General features: G+C 61.2%; 11 protein-coding genes. 1 reads left to right on the top strand and 10 read right to left on the bottom strand.

What is annotated here, in order from left to right:
- Positions 1-18: 18 nt before the first annotated feature.
- The 4 genes from HKK55_RS03000 to HKK55_RS02985 form a co-directional block, all read right to left on the bottom strand.
- On the bottom strand, positions 19-1236 hold the full coding sequence (locus HKK55_RS03000; RefSeq protein WP_169353295.1) for an SAM-dependent methyltransferase: 1218 nt from the start codon (positions 1234-1236) through the stop codon (positions 19-21).
- 212 nt (positions 1237-1448) lie between these two features.
- Positions 1449-2066 carry a TPM domain-containing protein gene (locus HKK55_RS02995; protein ID WP_169353294.1) on the bottom strand — a complete coding sequence of 206 codons (618 nt, stop codon included), beginning with the start codon at positions 2064-2066 and terminating at the stop codon, positions 1449-1451.
- A 28-nt stretch (positions 2067-2094) separates the two neighbouring features.
- Positions 2095-2826 (bottom strand): YgcG family protein, encoded by a 732-nt coding sequence (locus HKK55_RS02990; protein WP_169353293.1) that lies wholly within the window; start codon positions 2824-2826, stop codon positions 2095-2097.
- Positions 2827-2847: 21 nt separating this feature from the next.
- The gene (locus tag HKK55_RS02985; RefSeq protein ID WP_169353292.1) at positions 2848-3456 is read right to left on the bottom strand and encodes a LemA family protein; all 609 of its coding nucleotides are present in this window, start codon (positions 3454-3456) and stop codon (positions 2848-2850) included.
- 241 nt (positions 3457-3697) lie between these two features.
- Between HKK55_RS02985 and bglX the strand changes: the two genes are divergently transcribed.
- Entirely contained in the window at positions 3698-5989 is a 2292-nt protein-coding gene (gene bglX / locus HKK55_RS02980; RefSeq protein WP_169353291.1) for a beta-glucosidase BglX, read from the top strand.
- Between the two features lie 161 nt (positions 5990-6150).
- On the opposite strand, the gene HKK55_RS02975 is transcribed toward bglX, so the two are convergent.
- The 6 genes from HKK55_RS02975 to HKK55_RS02950 all read right to left on the bottom strand — a co-directional run bounded on the left by HKK55_RS02975 (position 6151) and on the right by HKK55_RS02950 (position 12920).
- A complete protein-coding gene (locus tag HKK55_RS02975) occupies positions 6151-7308 on the bottom strand; it encodes a phosphatidylserine/phosphatidylglycerophosphate/cardiolipin synthase family protein (protein ID WP_169353290.1) in 1158 nt (385 codons plus the stop codon).
- A gap of 1 nt (position 7309) precedes the next feature.
- Positions 7310-7900, bottom strand: a complete 591-nt coding sequence (locus HKK55_RS02970; RefSeq protein ID WP_169353289.1) for a YceI family protein — start codon at positions 7898-7900, stop codon at positions 7310-7312.
- A 204-nt stretch (positions 7901-8104) separates the two neighbouring features.
- Positions 8105-8875, bottom strand: a complete 771-nt coding sequence (locus HKK55_RS02965) for an IclR family transcriptional regulator (RefSeq protein ID WP_169353288.1) — start codon at positions 8873-8875, stop codon at positions 8105-8107.
- A gap of 63 nt (positions 8876-8938) precedes the next feature.
- Complete coding sequence (locus HKK55_RS02960; RefSeq protein ID WP_169353287.1) at positions 8939-10381, bottom strand: amidase; 1443 nt, start codon at positions 10379-10381, stop codon at positions 8939-8941.
- Complete coding sequence (locus HKK55_RS02955) at positions 10378-11688, bottom strand: citrate-proton symporter (RefSeq protein ID WP_169353286.1); 1311 nt, start codon at positions 11686-11688, stop codon at positions 10378-10380. Before HKK55_RS02955 ends, HKK55_RS02960 begins: the two co-directional genes overlap by 4 nt.
- A gap of 56 nt (positions 11689-11744) precedes the next feature.
- Positions 11745-12920, bottom strand: coding sequence for a M20 aminoacylase family protein (locus tag HKK55_RS02950; protein ID WP_169353285.1), 1176 nt, complete (start codon positions 12918-12920; stop codon positions 11745-11747).
- Between the last annotated feature and the right edge of the window lie 150 nt (positions 12921-13070).

Below are 13070 nucleotides of genomic sequence, written 5' to 3'. Positions count from 1 at the left end.
CCCACATTTTGATTGCAATCAGGCCAGGTAACCGTCAGCCCGTAGCAAGGTTTCCAGGCAATGTTCAGTGATGCTGTAGAACGCCTTGAGCTCCTGGATTTTCGCCAGCAACTGCGCGTTGTCCAACGGCTCGGCGCGTTTGACGGCGAGGATCATCTTGTTCTTGTTGGTGTGCTCCAACGAGATGAACTCGAAGACCTTGGTCTCGTAGCCACAAGCCTCTAGGAACAACGCCCGCAGGCTGTCGGTAACCATTTCCGCCTGCTGTCCCAGGTGCAGGCCGTATTGCAGCATCGGCTTGAGCAGCACCGGGCTCTGGATTTGCAGGCGGATCTGTTTGTGGCAGCACGGCGAGCACATGATGATCGACGCACCGGAGCGGATACCGGTATGGATCGCGTAGTCGGTGGCGATATCGCAGGCATGCAGGGCGATCATCACGTCGAGCTCGCTGGGCGCCACGCTGCGCACGTCACCGCACTTGAACACCAGTCCCGGATGCTCCAGATGGGCGGCGGCGGCGTTGCACAACGTGACCATGTCTTCGCGCAATTCGACACCGGTTACTTGGCCCTCAGCCTTGAAGGTGTTACGCAGGTAATCGTGGATGGCGAACGTCAGGTAGCCCTTGCCCGAACCGAAGTCTGCGACCCGTACCGGCTGGTCCAGCTTCAAGGGTGAGGAAGTCAGCGCATGGCTGAACACTTCGATGAACTTGTTGATCTGCTTCCACTTGCGCGACATCGCCGGGATCAGCTCGTGCTTGGCGTTGGTCACGCCCAGGTCGGCGAGAAACGGCCGGCTCAGGTCGAGGAAGCGGTGTTTCTCGCGGTTGTGCTCAGCGGACGGCGCTTCACGCAATTGCTGCGGCTTGCTTTTGAACAACGAGCTTTTGTTCTTCTTGCTGTATTCCAGCTGGGCTTCGTCGGTCACAGAGAGCAAGTGCGCGTTCTTGAACGACGCCGGCAACAGCTCGGCAATCGCCGCTACGCCATCGGCCAGGGAGAAGTTCTTGGTGATGTCACGGGTCTTGTAGCGATAGACGAAGGACAGGCAAGGCTGGTCCTTGACCGTCGTCGGCTTGATGATCAGCCGTTGCAGGTCTGCTTCACTGCCGACGTACTTGGCCAGCACCAGCTTGATAAAGGCGGTTTGCTCGAGGCTGGCGCGCAGCAGTTCGAGGAACTGTGCGTGATGATCCGGCGCAAGGCTGGCAGGTTTAGCGGTAACGGACATGAACAAAAACGCCTCGGGCAGGGAATGCCGGGCATTTTAGGGGGGATGGGGCTTTAGGGCACGGGGTTATTTGATCAACGGTAAAAGCCACGTCGCAAATCAATGTGGGAGCGGGCTTGCTCGCGAAGGCGGTGGGTCAGTTGATACATATTTGCCTGACACTCCGTATTCGCGAGCAAGCCCGCTCCCACATTTGTTTCGCGGCGCTGGTTCTATTCGAGTACCACCAACCGATTCGGCAACTCATTGCGGGTCTGCGTCAGCGGCACATGCACCTTGAGCAATTCCCCGCTGGCTTCAATGCAGGCGATAAACCCGGCCAGTGTCTGGCCCTGTTTCACCTGCTGGGTGAAGGCTTTGACGATGGCATCCCAACTGCTGTTGTCCAGGCGTTTGGAAATGCCGTCATCCACCAGGATTTCCACATAACGCTCGGCCTCGCTGACAAAAATCAGCACGCCGGTGCTGCCCACCGTGTGGTGCAGGTTCTGCTCCAGAAACTGCCGCCGCGCCAGGTTCGAGGCCCGCCAGTGCCGCACGGAACGCGGGATCAACCGCGTGGTGATCTTCGGCAAACGGAACAACAGGCAAAACACAATGAAGGTCGCCCATTGCGCCAACAGCAAGGTGTGCATGGTCATCCAGCCGGACAGGTAATGAATGATCCCCGGCACCACCAGCGCCAACAAGCTGGCCCACAGCAGCGGGATGTAGGCGTAATCGTCGGCCCGAGCGGCCAGCACGGTCACCAGCTCCGCGTCGGTCTGTTGCTCGACCTTGGCGATCGCTTCGGCGACCTGGCGTTGTTCGTGTTCGGTCAGTAGTGCCATGGTTGCAGATGCTCTTTAGTTATTGTCATTACCAGCCGCCCGAGGCCCCGCCACCGCCGAAACCACCACCGCCCCCGCTGAATCCACCGCCGCCGCCACCGCCTCCGCCGCCACCTCGCCCACTGCTGCTGAGAATGGCGAGGAGGATGGCACCTACCGGCAGGCCCATGCGGTTGCACAACCACAACACGATCAGCAACAGCACGAACAGTCCGATGGAAAACGCCGGATTATCCTTGGCAAAATTGGGGTCTGCCACGCGCGCCGGCACGGCCAGTGGATCACCGCCCACCACCTGCAACATCGCCCCGACACCATCGCTGATGCCCTTGCTGTAGTTGCCGGCCTTGAACGACGGCGCCATCACCTGGTTGATGATCACCCAAGACTGCGCATCCGTCAGCACGCCTTCCAGGCCGTAACCGACTTCGATGCGCAATTTTCGCTCATCACGGGCAACGATCAACAGCGCGCCGTTGTCCTTGCCCTTCTGGCCAATGCCCCACTGGCGGCCCAATTGATAACCGTAGTCTTCAATGGGAACGCCCTGCAGGTCGGGCACGGTGACCACCACGATCTGGTCACCGCTGGTCTGCTCCAGCGCCTGCAATTGCTGGGTCAGTTGCTCGCGCACGGCCGGGTCGATCATCTGGGCGGTGTCCACCACCCGCCCAGTCAACGCAGGAAACGTCAGCGCCGCCTGGACGGTGGTTACACATGCCAGGAGCCACAGCGCCAGGCCTATCCGTAGTAAACGCATCGACACCTCATTGAAGCGTTATCAGAACTTCACTTGCGGTGCTTTATCAGCATCAGCGCTGGTAGCTTCGAAGTTCGCGCGGATCGGCAAATCGCTGTACATCACGGTGTGCCACAGACGGCCAGGGAACGTACGGATCTCGGTGTTATAAGCCTGCACGGCGGCAATAAAGTCACGACGGGCCACGCTGATGCGGTTTTCCGTGCCTTCAAGTTGCGATTGCAAGGCCAGGAAGTTCTGGTTGGCCTTCAGGTCCGGATAGCGCTCGGACACCACCATCAGACGGCTGAGGGCACCGCTCAAGCCATCCTGGGCTTGCTGGAACTGCTTGAGTTTTTCCGGGTTGTCCAGGGTGCTGGCATCCACTTGGATCGACGTGGCCTTGGCCCGCGCCTCGATCACGGCGGTCAGGGTGTCTTGTTCATGGGCAGCGTAGCCCTTGACCACTTCCACCAGGTTGGGGATCAGGTCGGCGCGCCGCTGGTACTGGTTCTGCACCTGAGCCCAGGCCGCCTTGGCCTGCTCGTCCAGGGTTGGAATATTGTTGATACCGCAACCACTGAGCACCGTGCCGAGCAGCAACAATGCCGCAGCCTTGAAGCCCCAGCGGTAACCTTGAATGACTGACATTGTGTTTCTCCCTGCTCAACCCTATGGAATTTGGTAACCCTATACATCTCGCGCCTGGGGCATAATCCGCCACCACCCACTGGATTGCATCGAGCCAATCAGCTAAAAGATGCCCAGCGCGAATAAGAGTTCAGAAGTGTGCTGCATTTATCTGAACAATACCCGAACAACAATAGACGCTCCCCAGACTTTGGCTCCATAGCGCTCAGCGTCGGCCCCAAGACTGCGAGAAAGGATATTCATGAAGAAGCTGTGTTTGCTGGGCCTTGTTGCCACTCTGGCCAGTCACGCTGTATTTGCCGAGACCAAGCCCGCTGCGCTCAAGGACAAGAACGCCTTCGTCAGCGACCTGATGAAGCAGATGACCCTCGATGAGAAGATCGGCCAGTTACGCCTGATCAGCATCGGCCCGGAAATGCCTCGGGAACTGATCCGCAAGGAAATCGCGGCCGGGCGCATTGGTGGCACCTTCAACTCGATCACTCGCCCGGAAAACCGTCCGATGCAGGACGCCGCCATGCGCAGCCGGTTGAAGATCCCGATGTTCTTCGCTTATGACGTGATCCATGGCCATCGGACGATTTTCCCGATCAGCCTGGCCCTGGCGTCGAGCTGGGACATGGACGCCATTGGCCGCTCCGGGCGCATCGCCGCACAGGAAGCCGCCTCCGATAGCCTCGACATCACCTTTGCGCCGATGGTCGATATTTCCCGCGACCCACGCTGGGGCCGTACCTCCGAAGGCTTTGGCGAGGACACCTACCTGGTGTCGCGCATTGCCGAGGTGATGGTCAAGGCCTTCCAGGGCACCAGCCCCGCCAACGCCGACAGCCTCATGGCCAGCGTCAAACACTTCGCCCTGTACGGCGCAGTGGAAGGCGGTCGCGACTACAACGTGGTCGACATGAGCCCGGTCAAGATGTACCAGGACTACCTGCCGCCCTACCACGCCGCGATCAAGGCCGGCGCCGGTGGCGTGATGGTTGCCCTGAACTCGATCAACGGCGTGCCCGCCACCGCCAACACCTGGCTGATGCATGACCTGCTGCGCAAGGAGTGGGGCTTCAAGGGCCTGGTGGTGAGCGATCACGGCGCTATCTTCGAGCTGATCAAGCACGGCGTGGCCAAGGACGGTCGCGAAGCGGCCAAGCTGGCGATCAAGGCCGGCATCGACATGAGCATGAATGACCAGCTCTACGGCAAGGAATTGCCCGGCCTGCTCAAGTCCGGCGAGATCCAGCAGAGCGACATCGACAATGCCGTGCGCGAAGTGCTCGGCGCCAAGTACGACATGGGCCTGTTCGCCGACCCGTACCTGCGTATCGGCAAAGCCGAGGATGACCCGGCCGACACCTATGCCGACAGCCGTCTGCACCGCGCCGATGCCCGTGACGTGGCACGCCGCAGCCTGGTCTTGCTGAAAAACCAGAACGACACCCTGCCGCTGAAAAAATCCGCGACCATTGCCCTGGTGGGCCCACTGGCCAAGGCACCGATCGACATGATGGGCAGTTGGGCCGCCGCCGGTAAACCCGCGCAATCGGTGACCCTGCTGGACGGCATGAACGCCGTCATCGGTGACAAAGGCAAAGTGATCTACGCCCGTGGCGCCAACATCACCAATGACAAGAAGGTGGTCGACTACCTGAACTTCCTCAATTTCGACGCCCCGGAAGTGGTGGACGATCCGCGCTCGGCACAGGTGCTGATCGATGAAGCGGTCAAGGCCGCCAAAGACGCTGACGTGGTCGTGGCCGCCGTGGGCGAGTCCCGTGGCATGTCCCACGAGTCGTCTAGCCGCACCGACCTGAACATCCCGCAAAGCCAGCGCGACCTGATCAAGGCCTTGAAAGCCACCGGCAAGCCGCTGGTGCTGGTATTGATGAACGGCCGCCCACTGTCGATTCTCGATGAGAACCAACAGGCTGACGCGATTCTGGAAACCTGGTTCGCCGGTACCGAAGGCGGCAATGCAATTGCCGACGTGCTGTTCGGTGACTACAACCCGTCCGGCAAGCTGCCGATCACCTTCCCGCGTTCGGTGGGGCAGATTCCGACCTACTACAACCACCTGAGCATTGGCCGGCCGTTCACGCCGGGCAAGCCGGGTAACTACACCTCGCAGTACTTCGATGACACCACAGGTCCGCTGTTCCCGTTTGGCTATGGCTTGAGCTACACCACGTTCAGCTTGTCGGACATGGCGCTGTCATCCACCACCCTGAACAAGACCGGCAAGCTCGACGCCAGTGTGGTGGTGAAAAACACCGGCAAGGTGGATGGCGAAACTGTGGTGCAGCTGTATATCCAGGACGTGGCCGGCTCGATGATTCGCCCGGTGAAGGAGTTGAAGAACTTCCAGAAAATCATGCTCAAAGCGGGTGAAGAACGCGTGGTGCACTTCAGCATTTCCGAAGATGACTTGAAGTTCTACAACACCCAGCTCAAGTTTGCGGCGGAACCGGGCGAGTTCAATGTGCAGATTGGCTTGGATTCTCAGGATGTGAAGCAGCAGAGTTTCGAACTGCTCTAACCTGTAGCGAGGGGGCTTGCCCCCGTTGGGCTGCGCAGCAGCCCCAATAAGATCACCGCGATTTTTCACTCAGGTTGCGGTGACAGATTTTGGGGCTGCTGCGCAGCCCAACGCGGGCAAGCCCGCTCGCCACAACAAGTCCGCCGCCTCCCCTTAGCTCACTACCCCCGCCGATCCAGCAGATTAACCACCAACCGATCAATCCAGCCCCACACCCGCTGCTTCACCCGCCGCCATAACGGCCGTGCCTTCCACGCCTCCAGGCTCACCGCCTGACTCTGGGCAAAATCACGCTCAAAACTGCCCTCCACCGCCAGCGTCAATTCAGGATCCAGCGCTTCCAGGTTGGCCTCCAGATTGAACCGCAGGTTCCAGTGATCGAAGTTGCACGAGCCGATACTCACCCAATCGTCCACCAACACCATTTTCAGGTGCAGGAAACACGGCTGGTATTCAAAGATCTTCACCCCAGCCCTGAGCAGGCGCGGGTAGTAACGGTGCCCGGCATAGCGCACCGACGGGTGATCGGTACGCGGCCCGGTCAGCAGCAGGCGCACGTCCACACCCCGTGCGGCTGCACGACGCAAGGCGCGACGAACGCTCCATGTTGGAAGGAAATACGGCGTTGCTAGCCAGATGCGTCGCTGGCCGCTGTTAAGCGCACGAATCAACGATTGCAAAATGTCCCGATGCTGACGGGCGTCGGCATAGGCCACACGGCCCAGCCCCGGCCCGGTGGCCGGTACCTTGGGCAAGCGTGACAGGCCAAAGTAAGTCGCCGGTTTCCAGGCGGTACGGGCTTTGTTAGCCAGCCATTGGCGGTCGAACAACGCCTGCCAGTCCAACACCAACGGGCCGGTAATCTGCACCATCACCTCGTGCCAGTCGCAGGTGTCTTGCCCGGGCGTCCAGAATTCGTCGGTCACACCGGTACCGCCGACCACGGCGATGCTCTGGTCAATCAGCAGCAGTTTGCGGTGGTCCCGATACAGGTTGCGCATCCAACGGCGCCAGCTCAGGCGATTGTAGAAGCGCAGCTCCACGCCGGCCTCGATCAAGCGCCGACGCAAACCCAGGGTAAACGCCAGGCTGCCGTAATCATCGAACAGGCAACGCACCCGCACGCCACGCTCGGCAGCCTGCACCAAGGCCTGGACCATGGCCTCGGCACACGCGCCCGCCTCCACGAGGTACAGTTCCAGTTCCACCTGACGCTCGGCCCGGGCAATGCCCACCAGCATCTGCGGAAAGAAATTTGGGCCGTCGATCAGCAACTCGAAACGGTTGGCACTGCGCCAGGGGAACACCGCGCCGCTCATGTCAGCGCGCCGTGAAAATCAGCACCGCACCCACCGGCACTGACAAGCTGATCTGCGCCAAACCAGCCGCCTTGCGCAGCGCGGCCACACCCGGCAGCAAATCGAAATCTTCGGCGTGCAGTACCAGCGGTTCCAGGGTCACCACCTGAAAACGTCGGTCGTCCAGGCGAGTGGCCAAGAGCTCGGCGTTATAGGTCTGGGTCTTGCCGTGCAGCGTCACCGACACCGGCAGCCGTAGCTCAAGCTGGGCACCGGCCGCCAGGTCGTTGATTGGTTGCAGATTGATCTGCGCATTGATCAACGCGTCGGGGAAGGTCTTGATCTCGAACAGCTCATTACGCATGCGCTCATCGCGCAGTGGAATGCCGCTGTTGACCGATTCCAGCTCGACTTCCAACTGCGCCGCACCTTGGCTGTCGACCTTACCGTGCAACACCAGAAAGCGATGAACTTCAGCAATATCGGTATTTTTGGTGGTAACGAATGACAGGCGCGAGGATTCGTTGTCCAGGTACCAGTCGGCGTGGGCAGGCAAGGCTGCACAGGCCAGGAGGAGGAAGGCGAAGGGTTTGAGCAGGGACACGTTGAACATAAAGACTCGTTGGGCGATAAACCTGAACGAACCTTAACTGGGCCATTAACCGGGCGCAATGTAACTGACAACACAGAACTAATGTGGGAGCGGGCTTGCTCGCGAATGCGGTGGGTCAGTTGATACATAGTTGACTGACAGTCCGCCTTCGCGAGCAAGTCGAATCGTCGCACCGCCGCTCCCACACAAGCCCGCTCCCACATGTCAAGCCAACGCCTGCTGCACATCCCGAATCGCCGACTCCAGGCTCGCCAGGTGCAGGCTCAACACCCGCTCCACCGGCGCCTGATGCATCGGCCAATGCAACGCCATGCTGCCCACCAGCCGGCCATTGGCCCGAACCGGCAAGGCCACGGCGCGGATCAGGAACGGCAAACGCACCGGGTACTCCCAATAACCCTCCGTGCGCTGGCCAAAGCCTTGATGCTGAGATTGCTCGCAGGCCCGATATTGCTCATCCGCCGCCACATGATCCCGGCCCGCCAGGCGCTGCACTTCATCCGGAGCCAGTTGCGCCAGGCACGCTTTGCCCATGGCCGAATGAAACAGACTGGCATGCTGACCGACGATCTGGCAGTTGTTCGGGTACAGCTTGCGCAACACCGTGGGGATCGCGCTTTCCATTACCTCCAGCCGCTCGCCATCAAAGCTCGACAGATCCGCCACCAACCCGGTGCGCTCACTCAACTCCAGCAGCCACGGCGCCGCACGCTCCACCAGATGGCGCTTGAAGCGTTGCTGGGTGTCGCCAAACAGTCGCTGCGCGGTGAGCCGGTAACGACGGTCACTCAGGCCGCGGTAAACCCAGCCCTGATCCTGCAACGTCAGCAGCATCCGCGACACCGTGGCCTTGGGCAGGCGGGTCAGGTAATGCAACTCTTCCAGCCCCAGCGCCTGATGCTCGCCGAGCAATTCGATGATCGCCAGTGCCCGCTCCACTGAGCGCACGGTGCCTGTCTCGGCGTTGCTGCCCATGGTCGATCTCCTTGATGCGGATGGATGATCTTTTTTCACAGCAAGATACAGGCCCGTCTGGATTCAGCCGGTCGGCGCCAGGCATCCAGGAGGGCAGCGTTGTACCCAACGGGTCAGTTGTTCATGGGCATAGGCCAGTTGCAGCACGGCTTGGTCCGCCTGGGCCGGGCCGATGATTTGCAGACCCATGGGCAAGCCTTGGGGGTTGAAGCCCACCGGCACGCTCATGCTCGGCAGACCGGCCAGTGTGGGGCCGATCACCACTTCCATCCAACGGTGGTAGGTGTCCATTTCACGCCCGCCAACGAGGCGCGGCCAGGGTTGTTGTGCATCGAAAGGGAACACTTGGGCGGTGGGCAACAGCAGGAAATCGTAACGTTCGAACAGTTTGCCCAAGGCCCGGTACCAGTCACTGCGACTGACCGAGGCCTGGAAAACATCCGCCGCGCTCAAGTACAAACCACCCTCCACTTCCCATTGCGCCTCAGGTTTGAGCAGCGCACGTTTTTGCGGGTCGGCGTAGGCCGCTCCCAGTGAACCCTGGACCAACCAATGGCGCTGAACCAGCCAGGTCTGCCACAAACGCTCCAGGGAAAAATCCGGCTGGCAACTTTCGACGTCACAGCCCAAGGCGCTGAAGTCGGCCAGTGCTGATTCACACAGGCTTAGCACACCGTCGTCCATCGCCAGGTAGCCGTTGTAGTCGCCCAGCCAGCCCAGCCGTGTGCCCTTGAAGTCACGCTGCAAGCTTTCAGCAAACACCGCGGGATCATCCTTGAGCGACAGCGGCACCCGAGGGTCGTAGCCGGCCTGAATACTCAACAGTCGCGCCACGTCCGCCACACTGCGGCCCATCGGGCCTTCGGTGGCCAGTTGCTGGACGAACAGCTCAGGCGCCGGACCATGGGGCACGCGGCCCTGGGAGGGGCGCAGGCCGAACACGTTATTGAACGCCGCCGGATTACGCAGCGAGCCCATCATGTCGCTACCGTCGGCCACCGGCAGCATGCGCAACGCCAAGGCCACCGCAGCACCGCCGCTGCTGCCGCCGGCGATCAAGGTCGGATCGTAGGCATTACCCGTAGTGCCAAACAGCGTGTTGTAGGTCTGCGAGCCCAGGCCGAATTCCGGCACGTTGGTCTTACCGATAATGATCGCGCCGCTGGCCCGCACGCGCGCCACGCTGATGGCGTCCTCGGCCGGCAACTGCTCGGCGAACAGCGGCGAACCGAGGGTGGTGCGCAAACCCCGGGTGGCCGCCAGGTCCTTGATCGCCTGGGGCATGCCGTGCATCCAACCTTGGGAGTGGCCCCGGTCCAATTCCTGATCACAGGCTCGGGCCTCGGCCAGTACTTCGTCCTGAGGGCGCAACGACACCAGCGCATTGCCCACGGGATTGAAGCGCTCGATCTGCGCCAGATATGCCTGCATCACCTCGTGGCAGGACACCTGCCGGGCATGGATCGCACGCGACAGTTCGATGGCATCCCAATCAACAATACTCAAGGCTTCACCTCGCTGGAAAAGGGCAGCGGCTTTTTCGCCCGTGGCGCCTCATGCATGCAGTAAGTGCCCAGCAGCGTCAGGACGCAAGCGAACAGCACATAAAACGCCGGCGCCACCGGAGTGCCCAGCACCTTGCTGAGCCAGGTCACGATCAACGGGGCAAAGCCACCAAACACCATCACCGCCACGTTGTAGGCCACCGATACGCCAGTGGAACGCACCTCGATGGGAAACTGCTCGGCCAGGGCCGTTGGCGCCGGGCCGAAGAAGCCGCCAATGGCGGTGCACAACATCACCTGCATCACCAGCAGACGTTCGATGGACGGCGCCGCGGCAACCCACACATAGAGCGGATAGACCATCACGAAAAACGCCAAGGTGAAGGCCATCAACACCGGCCGCCGTCCCAGCCGATCCGATAACAGGCCGGACAACGGAATCACCACGGTCATCAGCGCCACGGCGAACATTTGCACCATCAATACCTGATCCAGGGGCAGGCCGAGGTTCTTGTGGGCAAAGGTTGGCATATTCACCAGCACCACATAGAACGAGACCGTCGCCCCGCAAGCCAAGCCCATGGACACCAGAATGCTGCGCCGATGGTCGCGCAGGACCTCCATCAGGGTAGGCGCCGGGCCGGTGGCTTTTTTGCGGGCTTCGATAAATTCTTCCGGGTCTTCCATGTGGCGGCGAATCCACAACCCTACCGGGCCGATCAGCAAGCCGAAGATAAACGGCAGGCGCCAGCCCCACAGGTCAAGGGTTTGCGGGGAGAAGAAATGCGTGACCAACGCCACCATCGCCGCGCCGCCGAACACCGCCAGGCACTGCCCCACCAACTGCCAGGAACCATACAAACCTTTGCGATGGGCCGGCGCGCTTTCCACCAGGAACGCCGTGGCGCTGGCGTATTCACCGCCCGTGGCGAACCCCTGGAGCATCCGCGCAACCACGATCAACAGCGGCGCGCCCATGCCAATGGCCGCATAGGGAGGGGCAAAGGCGATCAGCGCGATAGAGAGGGTCATCAGCCGGATGATCAACTGCATCGCGGCCTTGCGCCCTTTGCGGTCTGAATAGATGCCCAACAAAATCCCGCCCACCGGACGCATGAAGAAACCGACACCAAACGTGGCCAGCGCCATCAACAGCGAAGCGTACTCATCGTCCGACGGGAAAAACTGCCGGGCGATGATGCTGGCGAGAAAGCCATAAACGATGAAGTCATACCATTCCAGCGCATTGCCGATCACGGCCGCCACCACTTGGCGGGTACGGGAAACGCCTTGTTTTGAAGTCTGCATGAGGAACACTCCATTCAACCAATTGGGGAAAGGTCCAGCGGCAGAAAAAGGGTTCGTCAGGCAGGTTTGAGCCAGCTCTCGGCCAGCGCGCCCCAGTAGGCGGCGCCGGTCAACAGGATGTCGTCGTTGAAGTCATAGGCGGGGTTGTGGACCATCGGCCGCGAGACGCCGTTGCCGATAAACAGGTAGCTGCCGGGGCATCGTTGCAGCATCCAGGCGAAGTCTTCGCTGCCCATCAGCTTGCGGGTGTCGCCATCCACAGCGTCCTCGCCGAGCAAAGCGACGCCGACCTGGCGGGCGAATTCGGTTTCTTCGGGATGGTTGACCAGCACCGGGTAGGCCGGGCGATGTTCGATCTGCGCGGTGCAGCCGAAGCTCGCGGCCTGGGTGAGGATGATGGCCTTGACCCGCTCCAGCATCTGCTCACGGACCGTCGCGTTCAGCGCCCGCAGGCTCAGGCGCAACAGCGCCTCTTGGGGAATCACGTTGGCGGCCTGGCCGGCTTGCAGGGCACCGACCGTGACGACGGCAGCTTCCTGGGCATCGATATTGCGCGCCACCACCGTCTGCAAGGCCATGACCATACTGGCCGCCGCTACCAGCGGGTCCACGGTCAGATGCGGCATGGAGCCGTGGCCGCCAACGCCTTCGAGGGTCACGGTGAGCAGGTCCTGAGAGGCCATCATCGGCCCGACCCGCAAGCCCAGATGGCCGGCCGGCAGCCCCGGCATATTGTGCATGCCAAACAGTGCATCGCAGGGGAAGCGTTCCAGCAGGCCGTCGGCGAGCATGGCTTCGGCGCCTCCCTGGCCTTCTTCGGCGGGCTGGAAGATCAGGTTCAGGGTGCCGTCGAATTGGCGAGTCGCCGCCAAGTAGCGAGCGGCGCCCAACAGCATCGTGGTGTGGCCGTCATGGCCACAGGCATGCATGCAACCGCTGTGTTGACTGCTGTAGGCGACGCCGGTGTTTTCGATGATCGGCAAGGCATCCATGTCGGCACGAATCCCCAGCTTTCGTGAACTGCTGCCGTTGCGCAGCACACCCACTACGCCGGTCTGGCCGATGCCGGTGTGGACTTCATAGCCCCACTCCCTGAGCGCGTTTGCCACCAGGGCCGAGGTGCGGTTTTCTTCAAAACCCAATTCGGGGTGGGCATGGATGTCCTGGCGCACGGCGTGCAAGTCGCTGGCGACATCGCTCAGCCAATCCAGGATGTGCTGGTGTGGGCTCATGGTGATTCTCCTCGCAGGCGGGTATTCCCGTTCTTTTTTGCGTTTTTGGCACGACACCGTCAGATAACCGCGATGTGCGTACGAGGACAATCAAAGGTGGTTCCACCCTGTGGAACCTCAGGAGGCTCGTTGTGCTTCAAACAGACCCGT

Source organism: Pseudomonas sp. ADAK18 (genome assembly GCF_012935695.1).
Taxonomy (GTDB): Bacteria; Pseudomonadota; Gammaproteobacteria; order Pseudomonadales; family Pseudomonadaceae; genus Aquipseudomonas.
This window is presented reverse-complemented; position numbering and strand designations above follow the sequence as displayed.

Excerpts from the sequence above, each read along its gene's own strand:
- HKK55_RS02970 (WP_169353289.1), bottom strand. The coding sequence starts at position 7,900 with ATGTTCAACGTGTCCCTGCTCAAACCCTTCGCCTTCCTCCTCCTGGCC.
- HKK55_RS02995 (WP_169353294.1), bottom strand. The coding sequence starts at position 2,066 with ATGGCACTACTGACCGAACACGAACAACGCCAGGTCGCCGAAGCGATC.
- HKK55_RS02955 (WP_169353286.1), bottom strand. The coding sequence starts at position 11,688 with ATGCAGACTTCAAAACAAGGCGTTTCCCGTACCCGCCAAGTGGTGGCG.
- HKK55_RS02990 (WP_169353293.1), bottom strand. The coding sequence starts at position 2,826 with ATGCGTTTACTACGGATAGGCCTGGCGCTGTGGCTCCTGGCATGTGTA.
- bglX (WP_169353291.1), top strand. The coding sequence starts at position 3,698 with ATGAAGAAGCTGTGTTTGCTGGGCCTTGTTGCCACTCTGGCCAGTCAC.
- HKK55_RS02985 (WP_169353292.1), bottom strand. The coding sequence starts at position 3,456 with ATGTCAGTCATTCAAGGTTACCGCTGGGGCTTCAAGGCTGCGGCATTG.
- HKK55_RS03000 (WP_169353295.1), bottom strand. The coding sequence starts at position 1,236 with ATGTCCGTTACCGCTAAACCTGCCAGCCTTGCGCCGGATCATCACGCA.
- HKK55_RS02965 (WP_169353288.1), bottom strand. The coding sequence starts at position 8,875 with ATGGGCAGCAACGCCGAGACAGGCACCGTGCGCTCAGTGGAGCGGGCA.
- HKK55_RS02950 (WP_169353285.1), bottom strand. The coding sequence starts at position 12,920 with ATGAGCCCACACCAGCACATCCTGGATTGGCTGAGCGATGTCGCCAGC.
- HKK55_RS02975 (WP_169353290.1), bottom strand. The coding sequence starts at position 7,308 with ATGAGCGGCGCGGTGTTCCCCTGGCGCAGTGCCAACCGTTTCGAGTTG.